Here is a 19363-nt window from a genome sequence, read left to right as displayed (position 1 = left end):
GCAAATGGAGATGCTGATAAGGGAACTTCTGCAAATCAGAAGGATGAGTCCAAAAAACCGCCTGTAAGCGTCCACCCGCCGGCAGTTGAGAAGGAGACTCCAAAAAAGACTGAAGCTCCGAAAAAGACCGAAACACCGAAAGTGGAAGAAAAACCGAAAGCCGAGAATAATACGAAAGCCAAAACGCATATTGTCGCACCAAATGAAACCCTGTATCGGATTTCGATGAATTACTACGGTTCTGATGCCGGAATTGAAAAGATTAAAAAAGCGAACGGTCTTTCATCCAATAATATTATGACGGGGCAAAAATTGATTATTCCTTGATAGACTCCAAAGAAATGGAAGGAAAGGCAAAGGCGTCTCTTTGCCTTTTTCTTTTTATCCCGCATTAACTGGCTGTGAGATCCCCGCTTCAGGGTGTGGATAGAAATCAAATGAAAAGTGGGGGATCAACAGCCAGTAAATGCCCGATTGGTTCAACTACACAATCAGTTATCACTGATTGAAGTTTCACTTTATGGCAGGTGTAAAATGAAAAATGTGTTGATGAGTTTAGCGTGCATCTCAGGGATATTCACGGGTATCCTTGCATATATGTTCTTTTATGCACATCGGAAGAATGTCATTCACCATTCGTATCCCGTTCGTAACGATGGCCTGAAAGGCAAAGAGTTGTCCGTTTATTTCATTTCGGACATTCACCGAAGGCGGATTGATGAACACTTGTTAAGAAAAGTACGATCGTTTGGGAAGATTGACATCGTCATTATTGGTGGAGATCTCGCTGAAGGCGGGGTTTCACTTTCCTCCATCGACCAGAACGTGGAAAGACTGGCGCAGCTTGCTCCGATCTATTTCATTTGGGGCAATAATGACCGTGAAGTCGGCGAAGAAGGGATCCGTACGATTATTGAAAAGTACGGCGGCAAGATATTGGAAAATGCGGATGCGATGATCGAAAGCCATCCGCTTTGGGGGATTTGCGGTACTGATGATCCTTCCAGCGGAAATGTAGATGTCGACGCTGCCTTGAAAAATGTGGGGGAGTACACTTATTTGATTGTCGCCACACATACCCCATCGTTATTCCGTAAAGTGGAAAGGTTTTGCAATCCTGAACTGATGGTTGCGGGACATATGCACGGAGGACAAATCAGACTTGGCAGGTTTGCATTACACCCTTTGGGGCAGTTCAACGAAGTAGACGGAAAAGCGAGATTGATCAGTAATGGATATGGCACGTCCTTGGTCCCGCTGCGTTTTGGGGCAGCTCCGGAAAGCCATGTCATTACGATAAAATATTGAATTACGGAGCATGGTGCGCACGATTGTAAGGAGACTGATGAAAATTGATATACAAAGACGCAATTGTTGTCGGCGGGGGGCCATGTGGTCTCTCTGCCGCTATTGAATTGAAGAATATAGGCTTGGATGTACTCATTATTGAAAAAGGGAATATTGTTAACTCGATTTATCGTTATCCGACCCACCAGACTTTTTTCAGTTCGAGCATTAAGCTATCCATAGGAGATATCCCTTTTATAACCGCAAAGGAAAAACCGAAAAGGAATGATGCACTCGTCTATTACCGGACAGTGGCAGAACTGAAAAAACTTACTATTAATAGCTTTGAAAAAGTTGAATCGGTGGAGAAACAAGATGGCATATTCACGGTGAAAACCGATCTTGCGAGCTACAAAGCGAGGTTTGTCATCGTTGCAACAGGCTATTATGATAATCCTAATACGTTGGGTGTACCTGGTGATTCTTTGCCGAAAGTGTATCACTATTTCAAGGAAGCTCATCCGTATTACGGTCAAAAGGTGGTCGTCATAGGTGGCAAGAACTCTGCTGTGGATGCTGCACTCGAATTGGCGCGCGCGGGGGCCGAGGTAACCGTCATTTATAGAGGATCAAATTATTCTCCAAGCGTCAAACCGTGGATCTTGCCGGGCTTTGACAGTTTGGTTCGAAGCGGTGAAATCGATATGCATTTCGATTCGCATGTCGTCGAGATAACTCCTAGTTCGGTTGCATTCGAAAAAGACGGGGCACGTCAGACGATTGAAAATGATACTGTATTTGCAATGGTCGGTTATCATCCAGACCATGACTTTTTGAAAAGCATGGGTATTCGTGTCGATGAGGAAAGCGGTCGGCCTGTTTTTGATGAAAACACGATGGAATCCAATATTCAAGGTTTGTATATAGCAGGTGTGATTGCTGCGGGAAATAATTCAAACGAGATTTTCATAGAAAATGGACGTTGGCACGGCGGGTTGATAGCAGAACATATTGAATCGATTCCAAAAGATTGTAAATGATGGTAGTGCGTTAGTATGGCAGGGAAGGGGGCCGCTTAGTAATGATCATATTATTGACAGTTGCAATCGCGCCGGGTTTGGCGCTTTTCAGCTATTTCTATTTGAGGAAGCAGATTGCTAAAGAGCCTTCGCGAACATTGTTCCATACATTCATATATGGAGCGATGATGACCTTTCCGATCATGTTCATACAGCACGTTTTTGAAGAGGAGAACATTATACCGAATGAATTTTTTCGCAATGCGATTTTCACCAGTTGGATTGAAGAGTTCTTCAAATGGCTCATTTTGTTAATCGCGATATTCAAGCATATGGAATTTGAAGATGCATATGATGGCATCCTTTATGGTGCAAGCGTGTCGCTCGGTTTCGCAACCGTGGAAAATATCCTTTACTTATTCATCTTTGGATTGGATACAGCTTTCCTAAGGGCTCTACTACCCGTATCGAGTCACGCGCTGTTCGGTGTCGTTATGGGGTATTACTTGGGAAGGGCAAAGTTTACAACAGTGGCAAATCGGAAAGGCATGCTTTTCTTCGCCTTCTTTGCGCCGTTCATCCTCCATCTGATTTACAATGCAATTTTAGGTGTGAATGATATCTCTTTATACTTGATTATTCCTTTCATGCTCTACTTATGGTGGTTCGGATTGACGCGTGTGAAATTCGCCCACACTTTCGCGATGCAGCAATTCAGGAAGAAAGCTCATGATGAGATGAATTTTTTATCAAATAAGAATGATAGCATATGACAATCAGAAGAAGATCTGGCCAAGAGCCGGATCTTTTTTTATGCACTCGGGATAATAAAAAGAATTTGTTTGGACAAACTGAAGGAAAGGAGGGTATGAATTTGAAGAAATTATTGATACGTATACTGGCTGTTGCATTACTGCTTGGAACTGTCTATGCAACTTCCCCTGTTGAAATTGATGCGTTCAGCTCGCGCGATATAGCTAGAGGGGCGACGGGAGATGATGTAATCGAACTTCAGGCGAGGCTTCAATACATCAGTTTCTATAATGGTAAAATCGATGGGAAATTCGGTTATGGAACCTATTGGGCCTTGCGCAATTTCCAAGAAAAATACGGATTGCCTATAGATGGGATTGCAGGCTCTCAAACGAAAAAGAAGTTGACATCAGCATCATCGTACGATGAAAAATTTGTAATGGATAATTTGAAGAAAGGGAATCAGTTCACTCATTATGGAGGAACCCCATTAGCCTCCCAAGTGAAAAAAGGCGGGGGCGGAAAAGAGAATATGCATTTGCCGTCCAAGTATTCCGAAGAGGATTTGAAGCTTATGGCAAATGCAGTCTACGGTGAAGCGAGGGGAGAACCTTATGAGGGGCAAGTGGCAGTTGCGGCTGTAATTTTGAACCGGGTGGAACACCCCGATTTCCCTGATACGGTCAGTGGCGTCATCTTCCAACCTTTAGCTTTCACCGCGGTAGCTGACGGACAAATTTGGCTGGAGCCGAATGAACGGGCGAAAGAAGCGGTTCTTGATGCATTGAATGGTTGGGATCCTTCCGAAAACTCCATTTATTATTTCAATCCGATAACCGCTACAAGTAAATGGATCTGGTCGAGACCGCAAGTTAAGAAAATCGGCTTGCATATTTTTTGCCATTAATGGCTACGTGAAAGGTGGATTGCAAATGGCTCTGACAGGAAGGGCTATTTAAATTGACTATGAAAAAAATGATGTTTGTGCTTGCCTATGCGTTAGTCGTAGTTTCAGTTTTCGCCTTTTCGAAAGCGACGGAAAATAATAAACTGGCTATTTTATTAAGTAACCAATATGCCCAGCAAATGGCGGATGCCTCAGACAAAATGGGTGAGCTTGACTCTGCGGTAAAACAAACGCTCCTCTTCAACCATTCTGAAGGTTCGAAAAAAGCAAGGGAAGATATTTGGAGACTCTCTTCGGATATTAGGCGCTCAGTCGCTTCATTGCCATTGGACACAGCTTTTTCGACTTCATGGATGAACTACTTGGGGAGAATTGGCAATTATGCCCGTGAGGCTGATCGATCACCCGATTCTGAGGAGTATTATAAAGTGATGTCACAGGCCTCAAAAAATTTAGGGGTCATGCAGGATGATTGGAGGCTAGCAACTGCGGGGCTTATCGACGGGCAGTATTCAATGGATGAATGGAACAATAGACTCAATGCCTCGAATCCCGATGTTGATTGGTCCAATTTGGGATCCTCCATCAAGCAATACACAGAAACAGACTTTCCTTTGACTGCCAGTGAGTCGGATGCTATGAAGAAGAGGGAATTGAAAGACATTGACGAAGCGAAAGTGACGCAGGCTGAAGCAGTGGAACGTTTCAAGACCATATTTCCGCAAGTTTCGAATGATGTTGTTGGTGTAGAAATGAGCAAGCCCGGCTCCCCGTATCCGTTCTTTCATATCCGTTTTGCTGATGGAGAGTCCATAGGATACATTGACATAACTGAAAAAGGGGGGCATATTCTTTCCTATCTTTCTGAAAGGCCGTTTGGGAAATCGTCTGTCGCATTTGAGGATTTGAAAATGACTGCAGAAGAATTTCTGAAGGCAGCGGGGTATAAAGACCTTGTCTATGAAGAATCCAGAGAAAATAATACTGCATGGCATTTCGTGTTTGTCAGAAAAGAGCCATTCTATGATGCGAAAGTGTTCTCGGATGTGATCCATTTGAAACTAGCGAAGGACACTGGTGATATCATCGGCTTGGATGCATCAGAATATATACGGAAAGAAAAGCTCCATCGACAGTCAATCAAAAAAATCGATTGGAAAGAATTCTTCCATCAAGACGTACAAATAGTGGAGGATGAACTTGCTTATGTCGAGAATGAAAGGCTGGAACAAAGACTGGCGCACTATTTGAAAGTGACACGTGACGAACATGGCCATACAGGAACGTATAATGTAATTATCGACACCGAAACATTGGAAGTCATCAAAACAGAAAAGCTTGAATGACGAAGGGATGGTTCGAATGTACTGAACTTCCATATTGGAATTTATGCCTACCCATGACATAATAGATGTATCTTGTAAAGGTAGGTGTATTCCAATGCGTCTTTCAATTGGCACAGCGTTGACGATCGATAAGGATTTTACTGAAACAGGCGATAAATATAAAAGCAAAGTGGTCGACTTCGGGAATGAATTTGTGATGATTGATTATCCGGCCCATATGGAGACGGGCAAAACCGCCTTCTTTATGGATGGGACACAGCTGCTCGTAACATTCGTGGAAAACAAAATGTCCTATGCATATCGTGCCGAAGTGACAGGCCGATTGAATAAAGGGATTCCTATGTTGAAATTGACCTATCCCGGGGATGATCAACTGATCAAAATACAAAGGCGCGAATTTGTACGGGTCGAGACTGCAATTGATGTAGCAGTTGATTATGAAGGGGTTTTCCAGCAATTCGTAGCTGAGGACATTAGTGCAGGAGGAATAGCGCTAAATATCGGTGAGGATGATTCATTCGAAGATGCAGAAAGTGTACGGTTAACAATTGCATTGCCTTTTGTCAACGACGATATAAAATACATCAGGACCGAAGCGAAAGCGGTACGGATTTGGGAAAAAAACGACCGCCGGATTGCGTCCATGCAATTTGCTAAAATAGATACGACGGATAGGCAGAACATCATTCGTTTCTGCTTTGAAAGACAATTGCTTGCCAGGAATGAAATGTGATGCACTGCGTAGGGGAAAGTCCTTTTTGTTCAGGACTTTTCCCTTTTCTGTTTAAAAAGCGGAAGGTGGCGAATAGCAAAAGGTTCGCAGTCTAAGTGCGTCGCGTCCTGCGGCAACGACTGCATGACCGGCTTCCTGCCGGCCTCAGGCATAAGAGAAGATGCTACGTGGCGTTCTTTGCCACTAGCAGCTTAAACTTATGACCCGAGCACCTGCCACCTGGAGCTGGATTGGTAAAAAGCGGAAGGTGGCGATTAGGTGCGACAGGCATAAGGAGAAGATGCTACGTGGCGTTCTTTGCCACTAGCAGCTTAAACTTATGACCCGAGCACCTGCCACCTGGAGCTGGATTGTGATACAATGTTTTCGAATTGAATTCGGGGGTAGATGATATGTTAAAAGGGATTAGCATTGCAATTGATGGACCTGCCGCAGCAGGCAAAAGTACGATTGCAAAAAGGATTGCTCAGAAATTGCATTACACTTATATCGACACAGGTGCGATGTACCGCGCTTTGACGCATAAAGCGATCCTGTCGGACATAGATATGGATAGTGATAACGATTTGGCGGATTTATTAATGGATACCGAAATTCTATTGATTCCTGAAAAAGGAGGCCAAGCTGTATGGGTCGATGGAGTCGATTGCTCAAACGAAATCAGGTCCCAGCAAGTGACGGGAGCTGTATCCAAAGTAGCTTCACATCCGACGGTTCGTAGGATGATGGTGGATAAGCAGCGAGCGCTTGCGAACGGTTTCGGCGTTGTCATGGATGGACGCGATATCGGTACTGCAGTGCTTCCGGGGGCGGATTTGAAAATTTTCATGACTGCCTCTGTCGAGGAAAGGGCGGAAAGGCGCTTTCAGGAAAATGAAAAACGCGGAATCCACTCTTCCCTTGAAAGTCTGAAAGATGATATTGAAAAGCGCGACCGTGCCGACAGTGAAAGGGAAGTGTCCCCGCTCAAGAAAGCGGATGATGCCATTCTTGTCGACACGACTTCTATGTCTATCGACGATGTGGTCGATAAAGTGATAGAACTGGCAGAAATGAGGATGGAAAAATGAATCTATACCCTTTCGGCAAATTTCTTGTCAGTACGATATTCTATCCACTTTACCGAGTCAAAGTGATCGGCAAAGAGAATTTCCCATCTGAAGGCGGAGTGCTTCTATGTACGAACCATATCGATAATCTAGATCCGCCTGTCGTGGGCATGACATGTCCACGGACAGTACACTTCATGGCGAAAGAGGAACTATTCAACGTTCCCCTTTTAAAGACAGTTCTCCCGAAAGTGAATGCCTTTCCTGTAAAGCGAGGCATGAGTGATCGTGAAGCATTCAGGAAGGCCTTGAAACTGTTGCGGGGCGGCAATGTAGTTGGAATGTTTCCGGAAGGGACAAGAAGCAAAACCGGTGAGCTTGGTAAAGGGCTTGCTGGCGCAGGCTTCTTTGCATTAAAAGGAGATGCTGATGTAGTGCCATGTGCTATCATAGGTCCTTATAAGCCATTTCGGACGTTGCGGGTCATTTATGGGAAACCGATAGATATGGCGCCGTACCGGGAAAGCAAGGCGTCTGCGGAAGAAGTGACCGAAGTCATCATGAGTGAAATCCGCATCCTTTTGGAACAGCATAAATAAATTAATAAGGGTAATTTTTTGTTTTTATGCATCGATTCGAATAATATAGAGATAGGATTCATTATGGAGGAGGACTACATATGACTGAAGAAATGAATTTGGATGAAATGAACGGATATAAAGAAGGTGACCGCGTCACTGGAAATGTGACAAAGATCGAAGACAAATCCGTACTGATCGAAATTAGTGGAGCGCCTTTTGATGGTGTCATCCCCATCAGTGAACTATCAAGTCTCCACATTGAAAAAGCATCCGACGCAGTTCAAGTCGGGGATGAGCTCGAATTGATCATCACGAAAGTGGAAGATGAAAATTATGTCCTTTCCAAGCGGAAAGTCGATGCGGAAAACGCATGGGATTCCCTTGAAGAGAAATTCAATAATCAAGAAACGATAGAAACAGAAGTGAAGGATGTCGTGAAAGGTGGCCTTGTCGTCGATCTCGGCGTTCGAGGATTCATCCCGGCCTCACTTGTAGAAGACCATTTCGTCGAATCATTTGAAGACTATAAAGGGCGCACGATGGAATTCAAAATCGTGGAAATGGACAAGGAGAAAAATCGTCTTATCCTTTCCCATCGTGCTGTCCTTCAAGAGGAAAAGGCGAGCAAGAAAGATGAGGTCCTTGAAGAATTGAAAGAAGGGCAAGTGCTTGAAGGAACGGTCCAACGCATCGCTTCATTCGGAGCATTCGTCGATATCGGCGGAGTAGACGGGTTGGTTCATATTTCACAGCTTTCCCATGAGCATGTCGAAAAAGTGTCCGATGTCTTGAAAGAAGGCGAAAAAGTGACAGTGAAAGTCCTTTCAGTCGACCGTGATTCGGAACGGATTTCATTATCCATCAAAGAGACATTGCCTGGACCGTGGGAAAACATCGAAGAGAGAGCGCCGAAAGGTTCTGTATTTGAAGGTACTGTGAAACGTCTCGTGTCTTATGGCGCGTTCGTTGAAGTATTCCCGGGAGTGGAAGGGCTCGTCCATATTTCACGGATTTCCCACCAGCATATCGGAACGCCACATGAGGTGCTTGAGGAAGGCCAAAAAGTCGATGTGAAAGTTGTCGACGTGAATGCGGAGGAGAAACGGCTTTCCCTTAGCATTAAAGACCTTCTTGAGAAGGAAGAAACCGAAACATTCGGCGATTATGAAATGAAAGAAGAGACGGGCTTCTCGTTGAGCGATGTCATCGGGGACCAATTGAAAAAATTCACTGAGTAATATTTGTCAAATTATCGAACAAACGAATGAAACGCAACTGGATGGGTGATGGTGCTTACATAGGCATCATCATCTTTTTTTGCGTCTAGACTCCGGGCGCCAGTCCCTCGAGTCGCTTGGGCCCGCACGATGCGGGTCATGCAGTCGTTGTCGCAGGAAGCGACGGTCTTAGACTGCCTTCCTTCCGCCAAAAAGGCAAAGAGCGCCTTTCGGGCATGTCTTCCTGCGCTTGTCGGGACTAGGCTGGCGCCCTTCGCTTTTGTTCTGTATAATACACAAGAGATATATTGGAAGGGTGTTTAATAATGAGTAAACCAACCGTAGCGATTGTCGGAAGACCGAACGTAGGAAAGTCGACAATCTTCAACCGGATCGTTGGAGAACGTATTTCAATCGTCGAGGACGTAGCCGGCGTAACGAGGGACCGGATCTACAGCTCGGCAGATTGGCTATCGCATGATTTTAATTTGATCGATACAGGCGGCATTGATATTGGTGATGAGCCTTTCCTAGAGCAAATTAGGGCACAGGCTGAAATTGCCATCGAAGAAGCAGATGTCATCATCTTTTTGACAAATGGGCGAGAAGGCGTAACCGATGCTGACGAGCATGTTGCCAAGATACTTTACAAAACGAAGAAGCCTATCGTTTTAGCGGTGAATAAAATTGATAATCCAGATATGCGCGATATGATCTACGATTTTTATTCACTCGGTTTTGGCGATCCGTATCCGATTTCCGGATCGCATGGAATCGGGCTCGGCGATTTGCTGGATGCTGTTGCAGCAAGTTTTCCGGAACCAGGGGAAGACGCTATAGAGGATGACGTCATCCGTTTTTCATTGATCGGGAGACCGAATGTCGGCAAATCATCTCTTGTGAACGCTTTGCTTGGAGAAGATCGGGTCATTGTCAGCGATGTAGCTGGAACGACGACAGATGCAATCGATACTTCCTACGAATTTGAAGGTCAGAAGTATAAAATCATCGATACAGCCGGGATGCGGAAAAAAGGAAAAGTATATGAGAACATGGAGAAGTACAGTGTTTTACGCGCACTGAAAGCGATTGACAGATCGGATGTTGTGTTAATTGTCCTTAATGGCGAGGAAGGGATCCGTGAACAAGATAAGCGGATTGCAGGTTATGCGGAAGAAGCAGGAAAAGGCGTCATGTTTGTTGTGAATAAATGGGACGCTGTCGAAAAAGACGATAAAACGATGAACCGTTTCAATGAAGATATCCGTAAAAATTTCTTATTCCTTGATTATGCGCCGATTGCATACGTTTCTGCCAAGACGAAGCAGCGTGTCACGACATTGTTCGATCAAATAAAAATGATTAGTGAAAACCACGCATTGCGCATCCAATCAAGCGTGCTGAACGAAGTGATCGAGGATGCTGTCGCACGCAATCCTGCCCCTTCCGATAAAGGCCGCAGACTGCGCATCTATTATGCGACACAAGTGGCGGTCAAGCCACCGGTCTTTATTGTTTTTGTCAACGAACCGGAATTGATGCACTTTTCCTATGAAAGATTTCTGCAAAATCGCCTAAGGGAATCTTTCGGGTTCGAAGGGACTCCAATCCGACTAATTACACGTGCAAGAAGCTGATGAACATAACGAGCAATTTTTTATGCTGAAAGCGAAGCGTCAGCTATAGTGATTTCGTAATTGATAATGAGGTGAATGTATTGGAAAAAGTGTCAGTGATCGGGGCAGGTAGCTGGGGGACTGCAATTGCATTCGTCCTTGCCGAAAACGGTCATGATTGCCTGCTTTGGACGAGAAGAACGGAACAGGCTGCCGAAATCAATGAAAAACATACGAATGAATCGTATTTGCCTGGCATTACATTGCCTGCTAATCTACAGGCGATATCTGATTTGGAAGAGGCAGTACATCATTCGGATATAATTGTTATCGCGGTTCCGACAAAAGCGATTCGGGATCTTTGTGCCGAAATAAATCAGCTTGCAAACAATGCCAAGCTGATCATTCATGTCTCCAAGGGGATAGAACCGGATACATTAAATCGGATTTCTGAAGTGATCGAAGAGGAAATATCGACGGACAAGAGGAAGGCGATCGTTGCGCTCTCAGGTCCTAGTCACGCCGAGGAGGTTGTTCTTCGTCATCCGACCACAATCACGGCCGCTTCCTTCGACCAACAGGCTGCAGAGCATGTGCAAGATCTATTCATGAATCAATACTTCCGGGTTTACACGAATGATGATCTGGTCGGTGTGGAACTTGGGGCTGCATTGAAGAACGTCATCGCCCTTGCTGCAGGAATCTCAGATGGCATTGGCTATGGAGATAATGCCAAGGCAGCGCTTATTACGCGTGGTTTAGCGGAAATTACTAGACTTGGCATGAAGATGGGAGCGAATCCGCTTACGTTTTCGGGCTTGACCGGTCTTGGAGATTTGATCGTAACTTGTACGAGCGTCCATTCACGGAATTGGAAGGCGGGCAATCTATTGGGCCAAGGGAAGTCACTGGACGAAGTCGTCTCTGGAATGGGAATGGTCATTGAAGGTGTACGCACCACAAAAGCCGCACATCAACTTTCCGAGCGATATGATGTGTCTATGCCATTGACAGAGGCGTTGTATTCGATTCTCTTCGATAATATCCCGCCGAAGGAAGCTGTCGATCAGCTCATGAGCAGGATGAAAAAACAGGAGATTGAAGATATCTTTTTCAAATAAGTTGTTCTGAGACATGAAAGGATGATTCATTTGTCCTCATTGGATAAAATGTGGCTATCGTTTTACGCGATGGGTTTCATGGCTATTTCCATGGGGCTCATCTACGTAAGTAGACATAAGCTTTCGAATAGATTATTAAAATTCTTATTTGCCCTTATCGCATATTCATTATTGATATTCTCGTTTTTCGCAATGGTGTACCTAGTATTCAGCGGGCCGACAGGAGGAGCGGGATGAAGATGATCCAAAAAAAATCCGTTTTTCTTTTTTCAGTAGTTGCAACTTTGCTTCTGCTATCTGGATGCATGTATAAAGGTGAAGAAAAGGCTGTAAGGGAAAACCCTTATGAAGATCAAATAGAGTTGATCCAAAAAGCCGTGAACTCCTACAAGGAAAATAATGGAGGACTACTTCCTATCAAAACGAGGGAGCAGGAAACGGATCTGTACATAAAATACCCGATTGAATTTTCCAAGATAGTCCCTGCATATACTGAAAAAATCCCTTCCAACGCTTATGAAACGGGTGGCATTTATCAATATGTCCTTATGGATGTTGAGGAAAATCCGACTGTGAAACTAGTCGATTTGCGTATCGCTGAGCGAATCCGTGATTTGAATCTTAAACGGCATATCAACGGGAAGCTCCCTTTCAAAGAGTCTGTCGGGGAGAATGTGTACGAAATCGATTTCAAAGCGATGGGGTTCAAGGAGCCATTAAAGGTTGAAAGTCCTTATTCTGACGCCTTGCTTCCGATAGTAGTCGGTGGGGATGGGCATTTTTATGTCGACTATTCCATCGACCTGAACAGGATTCTTCAGGAGGAAAAGCCTGACGTGAAAGAGGGGGAAGATATCCGTTATCTTCTGTCCGATTCTTATCCGATTTTGCCTGCCTATTCTTTGCCGTACACGGTAAATGAAAAAAATGAACCTGTTTTCATGAAGAGGTAACTAACTTCATAGGGTATATCAAAACGTTTCATGCATTTTTAGCATGAAACGTTTTTCATTTACATAAACTAATATGCGCGAAAAAAGGAGGGCTAAGTATGAAAGAGGAATTATATGAAAATCTGGCTAGGAGAACGGACGGGGATATTTATATAGGTGTGGTCGGCCCTGTTCGTGTGGGAAAATCGACTTTTGTTAAAAGGGTGATGGAGGAGGTCGTCATACCGAATATGACGGATGCGGGCGATAGGGCAAGGGCGCAAGATGAATTGCCTCAAAGCTCGCCAGGTCCGGTCATCATGACGTCTGAACCGAAATTCGTTCCAGCGCAAGGCACCCAAGTTTCAATCGGGGAGGGGGAGCTTTCCTTTCAAGTGAGGCTTGCGGATTGTGTCGGTTATGTAATTGATGGAGTGAAAGGATATGAGGATGAGGATGGTCCGAAATATGTCCATACACCTTGGCATAATGAACCGATCCCTTTCGAGGAAGCTGCACGTATCGGCACGGACAAAGTGATACGGGACCATTCTACAATCGGAATCCTAGTGACGACGGATGGGACGGTGAACAATATTCCAAGAGCGGCTGCGGAGGTGGCCGAAGAGGAAATTGTCGGCAAGCTGAAAGAAATTGGCAAGCCGTTTGTCATTGTCCTGAATTCGAAGATGCCCGCTCATGAAAAGACGGGCGCATTAAGAGCGCAGCTGCACGAAAAGCATGGAGTTCCTGTCATCGCGATCAGTGCCGACCAATTGAACGCGCAGGAGATCCAGCTCATTCTCAAGGAAGCTTTGTACGAATTCCCGATCACGGATATCGAAGTGCAAAAACCAGATTGGATGGATGTGCTAGGGGCCGACCATGAATTGAATGCAGCGATCGATAACGTCATCAATGAAGGGTTCCTCGTTGCATCGAAGATCCGAAAAGTACAAGAGCTGGCCGAACGCTTGAAGGATGAAAAGTATGTAAGACATGCTGAAGTCGTCGATGTCGACGCAGGGAAAGGGAAAGCGACCGTCAATATCGAAATGGATGAGCAGGCATTCCGCGAAGTTTGCGAAGGGATTATGCAACAGGAAATGAAAACGAAAAAAGATTGGCTGCTCTTTGTGAAAGATGCTGTCAAAGCTAAAAAATCATATGATATGTATGCAGAAGCGATTGAAACCGCCAAGAAAAGCGGTTACGGAGTCGCTTTGCCTACGATCGATGATTTCCAGCCATCCCCTCCGGAGCTTATCAAGCAGGATAATTTCTACGGAGTACGCATGAAGGCGGCAGCCCCGTCCCTTCATATTATCCGGATCGATATGGACGCGGAATTCTCGCCTTTGATCGGCTCGGAATTCCATAGCCATCACTTGCTGAAGGAATTGAAGAATGCTTATCTGCACGACCGTGACGCCCTATGGCAGACACAGCTCTTCGGCACGCCGTTGCATGAAGTGATGAAGGAAAGCATACGGTTCAAAACGTCCTCCGTTCCACCAAACGCTAGGAAAAGACTTAGAGAAACAATCGAGCAAATGGTCAACGACGGAAATAAAGGCATGATCACATTTATCGTTTAAGATAAGTATTTTGTCGGAGGAAAGTTCGTCGACCTCTTTAACGAGGGGTAAAGCCTGATATGTCAAGTGAAATACCATGTTTTTTCAGAAAAAGATCCGTTTTTGACGGGTCTTTTATTTTTTTTGTGAAATAAACCGAAAAAGCCTTGGAAACGCTGATAATATTGTTGCACCGCGGTTTTAGGTATGATACTCTTTTTACAGTAAAGAAAAGCGGAGGGCGCCTGCTTAGTAGAGGTTCGCAGTCTAAATTCGCCGCGTCCTGCGGCAACGACTGCATGACCGGCATCCAGCCGGCCTCAGGCATAAGGCGAAGATGCGGCGTGGCGCTTTTTGCCACAGAGCGGCTTTGACTTATGACCCGAGCCTCTGGCGTCCGCAGCTGGACAAAGAAATGGTAAGACAACCTTTGAGAGGAGGTGAATGGTGTGAACAAAACAGAATTGATCAACTCAGTTGCCGAAGCGGCAGGTCTGACGAAAAAAGATGCTACTAAAGCGGTTGAAGCTGTATTCGATACAATCCAATCGACACTTGCAAATGGTGATAAAGTACAATTGATCGGATTCGGTAACTTCGAAGTACGTGAGCGTGCGGCTCGTAAAGGACGCAACCCACAATCCGGCGAAGAAATCGAAATCGCAGCAAGCAAAGTTCCTGCGTTCAAAGCAGGTAAAGCGCTTAAAGATGCTGTTAAGTAATCTTTAAGTTTACATAGGAGCCCCTCCGCAATGTCGTCACGACAAAAAAGCGGACGGGCTCCTTTTATGTATATATGAAGAACAAAAGAAACAGTCACTCATAATACACCGTTGCTTTCCGTTTCAGGCGGCAACCTACAAATCTTGCTCGCAACGCTGCGCTTGTGCTCGCAAACGCCGTTCTTCGTAACGGCGTTCGCTGTACGTAACCGTGCGAGTATGCTACTATCTTTGAAGGAATAGCATTAGATTGGGTGAGGAGGAAGTCTGTATGACAGAAGTGGATCTCGGTAAAATAGAAAAAGCCGTTTCGATGATCCTTGAAGCAATAGGTGAGGACACCGAGCGGGAAGGACTGCTCGAAACCCCGAAAAGGGTCGCGAAAATGTACGCTGAAGTTTTCGAAGGACTACATAAAGATCCAAAACAATATTTTGAAACGGTATTCCATGAGAATCACGATGAAGTGGTTCTTGTGAAAGACATCCCGTTCCATTCAATGTGTGAGCACCATCTTGTTCCATTCTTTGGACATGCACATATCGCATACATACCACGTAACGGAGTCGTTGCGGGACTCAGCAAATTGGCAAGAGCTGTCGAAACGACTGCCAAACGGCCGCAACTGCAGGAAAGAATTACATCCACTGTTGCAAATGCAATGATGGACATGCTGAATCCAATCGGCGTTTATGTCATTATCGAAGCAGAACATATGTGCATGACGATGAGAGGAATTAAAAAGCCAGGTGCGAAAACAGTAACAACTGTTGCGCGTGGAATTTACGAGCATGACGATGTAAAAAGAGCAGAAATTCTGTCTCTTCTGAAGTGATCTGATGCCTTTGCGGATCAATTCATTTCTATGATATGATGGGATGTATATGGATGACAGGAGATGAAAATATGTCACAACCTGATTTTATCATGATCAAAGCACAAGAAGATGGAGTGAATGTCATCGGTCTGACGAGGGGCAATGATACAAAATTTCATCACACCGAAAAGTTGGATCGTGGGGAAGTGATGATTGCCCAATTCACTGAGCATACGTCTGCCATGAAAATCCGTGGCAAAGCCGAAATCCACTCGGCGCATGGTATTGTCTACAGCGATGGAAAAGAATAGACATACAGGACCCTACTTTTATGGTCTTTGAATGGAGAACCGAAGATGGACAGACAAACTATCAATCGATATATTCAAAATTATATAAGCGAAGTCGAAGATTCCATACAAGAGCCTATATTAAACAGGGATCTTGGGAAGATGCCACTTGACGAAGCGAAGGCGTTTTTCCTCCTTCTACCTATGTTGAACAACGAGGAATGGACCTCTGAGCTGAATATATCTGCGATTGCAGTGGGCGCTGTACATGCGGCCTTCGACATGCATGACAGAGTGGATATCTTGGATGCGACTTCAAAGGAACAGCAACTTATGGTCCTTTCCGGGGATCATTTCAGTGGAAATCATTACCGATTATTGTCATCGATTCCGGATTTCAGGCTCATCACGGCCATGTCGGAAATGATCGGGTACATAAATGAGACAAAAACGGATCTGCTGATGGAAGCTTCTGACGGAGTCGAGTCGCTTATCGACTCGATGATCAGCATAGAATCGGGATGTATCGTTGAGTTCCAAAAAAGGTATGGTTTTACAAGCTATTCGAAAATCACTGAAACGGCATTGGGTCTTATTTGGTTTTTCAGGAAGTTGATGAAAGATCCGGAGGTCGAGCAAGTGTGGTCAGGAAATAGGATCAAAAAGGCCGATGTTGAAGATGCCATTTCCGTTCTAACTTCGAGGTTGCAAAAACAGCTTGCGGAAGCCGGATTTTTAACCCCGTTTTTAAGGCAGGAAATCCATAGGTTTGCAGCGCCGCTCTTAGGCAGGCCTATTTAGAGAAAGAAGGGAAGACATATGGGGACGTCCAAAGAAGAGAAAGTCCATCACGTCTTTGAGAAAATTGCTGTTGATTATGATAAGATGAATTCCGTTATCAGTTTCAATCAACATAAAAAATGGCGGAATGATATTATGAGCCGCATGAAAGTCCAAAAAGGATCCCGTGCTTTGGATGTTTGCTGCGGCACGGCAGATTGGACGATTGCGCTGGCCGAGGCTGTCGGATCGGATGGCAAAGTGACCGGTCTCGATTTCAGTGAAAGCATGCTTGCGTCTGGAAGGCCAAAAGTCGCCAAGTACAAAAGCGTTGATCTTATTCAAGGGAATGCGATGGAATTGCCGTTCCCAGATAATAGCTTTGATTATGTGACGATCGGATTCGGTCTGCGGAACGTTCCAGATTATGGACAAGTTCTGAAGGAAATGAACCGCGTACTGAAGCCGGGCGGCATGGCTGCATGCTTGGAGACGTCGCAAACTGAAATACCGGTATACCGTCAATTGTTCCGTTTTTATTTTAAGTACATCATGCCTTTATTCGGAAAGCTTTTCGCGAAAAGCTACAAAGAATATTCTTGGCTCCAAGAATCGGCGGATGATTTTCCGGGAACAAAGCAACTTGCACAAATGTTCGTAGACGCAGGTTTTCGGGAAGTATCTTATAAGAAGTATAGCGGTGGAGCTGCAGCCGGGCACATCGCGTTCAAATAATCGCAAGTAGGGGAAGGTAATCGTCTTGGAGAAATTGAAGTTAATGTCGCTTTACGCAGATTTCCGAAAGGATCTTTCATTCATCGAAAAAGAGCTTGAACGATCCGTCGACTCCTCTTCCCCGGTCATTCGGCAAGCCTCCCTCCTGCTATTGCGTGCAGGCGGAAAAAGAATTCGCCCCATTTTTGTCATCCTTTCATCCAAGTTTGGTGAATATTCGATGGAAAATGTGGCGAAAGTGGCAGTATCCCTGGAATTAATCCATATGGCGTCCCTCGTACATGATGATGTCATTGATAATTCCGACGTCCGCAGAGGCTTTGAGACGGTGAAGGCAAGGTGGAATAACCGGATTGCGATGTACACCGGCGACTATATCTTTTCGCGTGCACTCGTTTCCATCGGTGAAATTGAAATGCCGGCCGTTCATCAGTTGCTTGCTGAAACGATGCTGGAGATCTGTAAAGGTGAAATCATTCAATTTGAATACCAACAGAAAATGGATCAGACGTTTCGCGACTATTTGCGTCGAATCAAAAGGAAAACAGCATTATTGCTTTCTTCCAGCTGTGAATTGGGGGCGCTTGTCTCTAATGCCAGTCCGGCAGTTGTCAGGAAGCTGAAAAGATTCGGCTATTTTGCAGGAATGGCATTCCAAATCGTCGACGACATCCTCGATATCACATCAACTGATGAAAAGCTTGGAAAGCCTGCCGGCAGTGACTTGTTGAATGGGCATTTGACATTGCCTACGCTATACATAAAAGATGATTCCGAATTCCAGCCATTTTTGATCAGGTCTTTCAATGGTTCATTGACGGAAGATGAGCGCAGTCGAATGCTTGCCTACATCCGTGAATCAGGCGCGATTGAAAAATCGCAGCAAGTGAGCGATATGTATTTAAGGAAAGCGATTGCGGAAGTGGAATCACTGCCAGATAATGACGCGAAGAAGGCTTTACTGCAAATTGCGGACTTCCTCGGAAAAAGAAAGTTCTGAGCATAGGGATACCAGTTGAAAGATTGTGATCTGAGTGGTACGATCAGTAAGGATAAAATTCCATACATACGTGAAGGAGTGTTTATAAATGGAAAAAACATTTTTAATGGTTAAACCTGACGGCGTTCAACGTAACTTGATCGGTGAAATCGTAAGCCGTTTCGAGAGCAAAGGTTATACATTGGTCGGCGGTAAATTGATGCAAATCAGCCAAGAGCTTGCTGAGCAACACTACGGCGAACATAAGGAGCGCCCTTTCTTTGGGGAGCTTGTAGAATTCATCACTTCCGGCCCAGTTTTCGCAATGGTTTGGGAAGGTGAAAACGTAATTTCGACTGCACGTTTGATGATGGGGGCAACAAATCCAAAGGAATCTGCACCAGGAACAATCCGCGGCGACTTCGCTGTAACTGTTGGCAAAAACATCATCCACGGTTCCGATTCACCAGAATCTGCTGTTCGTGAAATCAACCTGTTCTTCAAAGAAGAAGAACTTGTCAGCTATGACAAATCAATCGTAAGCTGGATCAACTAATCAATATCTACAAACAGCCTCGCAGTCAAATGCGGGGCTATTTTTTATTGTAGAACAAAGAATATCCTTCTCAAACTAAGCCGTTACTTTCCATTCCAGCACTCGCTTTCCGCGGGGTTGCCTTAGCCTCCTCGTCGCTTTGCTCCTGCGGGGTCTTCGGCTAACGCTTTTCCCGCAGGAGTCTCGTGCTCATATACGTCAACTTAAGAGATTTTAGGGATAAATGATTGCATTTCCCCGATTGATGGTATAAGTAATTACCATCAAATGTAAGGAGGGATATTACATGAAGCGCAAACAACCTGTCTTTCAAATGAAGCAGCTGTTTGATCTTCTGTCACCCAAA

22 protein-coding genes are annotated in these 19363 nt (G+C 44.9%); all 22 read left to right on the top strand.

The window, feature by feature from the left end:
• A partial coding sequence (locus AWV70_RS23365; protein ID WP_153009911.1) for a LysM peptidoglycan-binding domain-containing protein occupies window positions 1-327 on the top strand: 327 nt, incomplete at its 5' end.
• 207 nt (window positions 328-534) lie between these two features.
• Complete coding sequence (locus AWV70_RS06135; protein WP_060205241.1) at window positions 535-1308, top strand: metallophosphoesterase; 774 nt, start codon at window positions 535-537, stop codon at window positions 1306-1308.
• Between the two features lie 44 nt (window positions 1309-1352).
• Entirely contained in the window at window positions 1353-2327 is a 975-nt protein-coding gene (locus tag AWV70_RS06130) for a YpdA family putative bacillithiol disulfide reductase (RefSeq protein WP_060205239.1), read from the top strand.
• Window positions 2328-2368: 41 nt separating this feature from the next.
• Window positions 2369-3079, top strand: coding sequence for a glutamic-type intramembrane protease PrsW (prsW, locus tag AWV70_RS06125; protein WP_060205236.1), 711 nt, complete (start codon window positions 2369-2371; stop codon window positions 3077-3079).
• Window positions 3080-3174: 95 nt separating this feature from the next.
• Window positions 3175-3966, top strand: a complete 792-nt coding sequence (gene sleB / locus AWV70_RS06120) for a spore cortex-lytic enzyme (RefSeq protein ID WP_201024320.1) — start codon at window positions 3175-3177, stop codon at window positions 3964-3966.
• A 59-nt stretch (window positions 3967-4025) separates the two neighbouring features.
• Window positions 4026-5312: a PepSY1/2 domain-containing protein gene (locus tag AWV70_RS06115; RefSeq protein ID WP_235588557.1), complete on the top strand. Its 1287-nt coding sequence runs from the start codon at window positions 4026-4028 to the stop codon at window positions 5310-5312.
• Between the two features lie 94 nt (window positions 5313-5406).
• Complete coding sequence (locus AWV70_RS06110; RefSeq protein WP_060205232.1) at window positions 5407-6045, top strand: flagellar brake protein; 639 nt, start codon at window positions 5407-5409, stop codon at window positions 6043-6045.
• A 392-nt stretch (window positions 6046-6437) separates the two neighbouring features.
• Complete coding sequence (cmk, locus tag AWV70_RS06105; RefSeq protein ID WP_060205230.1) at window positions 6438-7115, top strand: (d)CMP kinase; 678 nt, start codon at window positions 6438-6440, stop codon at window positions 7113-7115.
• A complete protein-coding gene (locus tag AWV70_RS06100) occupies window positions 7112-7693 on the top strand; it encodes a lysophospholipid acyltransferase family protein (protein ID WP_060205228.1) in 582 nt (193 codons plus the stop codon). The genes cmk and AWV70_RS06100 overlap by 4 nt, the downstream gene beginning before the upstream one ends.
• Before the next feature lie 80 nt (window positions 7694-7773).
• Entirely contained in the window at window positions 7774-8913 is a 1140-nt protein-coding gene (gene rpsA / locus AWV70_RS06095; RefSeq protein ID WP_060205226.1) for a 30S ribosomal protein S1, read from the top strand.
• Window positions 8914-9218: 305 nt separating this feature from the next.
• The gene (gene der / locus AWV70_RS06090; protein WP_060205224.1) at window positions 9219-10529 is read left to right on the top strand and encodes a ribosome biogenesis GTPase Der; all 1311 of its coding nucleotides are present in this window, start codon (window positions 9219-9221) and stop codon (window positions 10527-10529) included.
• Between the two features lie 80 nt (window positions 10530-10609).
• The gene (locus AWV70_RS06085) at window positions 10610-11629 is read left to right on the top strand and encodes an NAD(P)H-dependent glycerol-3-phosphate dehydrogenase (protein WP_060205222.1); all 1020 of its coding nucleotides are present in this window, start codon (window positions 10610-10612) and stop codon (window positions 11627-11629) included.
• 21 nt (window positions 11630-11650) lie between these two features.
• Window positions 11651-11866: a DUF2768 domain-containing protein gene (locus AWV70_RS06080; protein ID WP_414714821.1), complete on the top strand. Its 216-nt coding sequence runs from the start codon at window positions 11651-11653 to the stop codon at window positions 11864-11866.
• The gene (locus AWV70_RS06075; RefSeq protein ID WP_235588556.1) at window positions 11863-12582 is read left to right on the top strand and encodes a hypothetical protein; all 720 of its coding nucleotides are present in this window, start codon (window positions 11863-11865) and stop codon (window positions 12580-12582) included. The genes AWV70_RS06080 and AWV70_RS06075 overlap by 4 nt, the downstream gene beginning before the upstream one ends.
• A gap of 98 nt (window positions 12583-12680) precedes the next feature.
• On the top strand, window positions 12681-14159 hold the full coding sequence (gene spoIVA / locus AWV70_RS06070; protein ID WP_060205217.1) for a stage IV sporulation protein A: 1479 nt from the start codon (window positions 12681-12683) through the stop codon (window positions 14157-14159).
• 428 nt (window positions 14160-14587) lie between these two features.
• Entirely contained in the window at window positions 14588-14860 is a 273-nt protein-coding gene (locus tag AWV70_RS06065; RefSeq protein ID WP_037561579.1) for an HU family DNA-binding protein, read from the top strand.
• A gap of 271 nt (window positions 14861-15131) precedes the next feature.
• Window positions 15132-15695 (top strand): GTP cyclohydrolase I FolE, encoded by a 564-nt coding sequence (folE, locus tag AWV70_RS06060; RefSeq protein WP_060205216.1) that lies wholly within the window; start codon window positions 15132-15134, stop codon window positions 15693-15695.
• A gap of 71 nt (window positions 15696-15766) precedes the next feature.
• Entirely contained in the window at window positions 15767-15988 is a 222-nt protein-coding gene (gene mtrB / locus AWV70_RS06055) for a trp RNA-binding attenuation protein MtrB (RefSeq protein ID WP_060205214.1), read from the top strand.
• A gap of 45 nt (window positions 15989-16033) precedes the next feature.
• The gene (locus tag AWV70_RS06050) at window positions 16034-16768 is read left to right on the top strand and encodes a heptaprenyl diphosphate synthase component 1 (RefSeq protein ID WP_060205212.1); all 735 of its coding nucleotides are present in this window, start codon (window positions 16034-16036) and stop codon (window positions 16766-16768) included.
• Between the two features lie 18 nt (window positions 16769-16786).
• Window positions 16787-17482 carry a demethylmenaquinone methyltransferase gene (locus AWV70_RS06045; RefSeq protein WP_060205210.1) on the top strand — a complete coding sequence of 232 codons (696 nt, stop codon included), beginning with the start codon at window positions 16787-16789 and terminating at the stop codon, window positions 17480-17482.
• Between the two features lie 25 nt (window positions 17483-17507).
• The gene (locus tag AWV70_RS06040) at window positions 17508-18482 is read left to right on the top strand and encodes a polyprenyl synthetase family protein (RefSeq protein ID WP_060205209.1); all 975 of its coding nucleotides are present in this window, start codon (window positions 17508-17510) and stop codon (window positions 18480-18482) included.
• 88 nt (window positions 18483-18570) lie between these two features.
• The gene (gene ndk / locus AWV70_RS06035) at window positions 18571-19017 is read left to right on the top strand and encodes a nucleoside-diphosphate kinase (protein WP_060205207.1); all 447 of its coding nucleotides are present in this window, start codon (window positions 18571-18573) and stop codon (window positions 19015-19017) included.
• Window positions 19018-19363 lie beyond the last annotated feature (346 nt).

Origin of the sequence: Sporosarcina koreensis, assembly GCF_001531445.1 — a bacterium.
In the GTDB taxonomy this organism is placed as follows: domain Bacteria; phylum Bacillota; class Bacilli; order Bacillales_A; family Planococcaceae; genus Sporosarcina; species Sporosarcina koreensis_C.
Note: the sequence above shows the minus strand (reverse complement) of the source record. Positions and strands in the feature narration are given on the sequence as shown.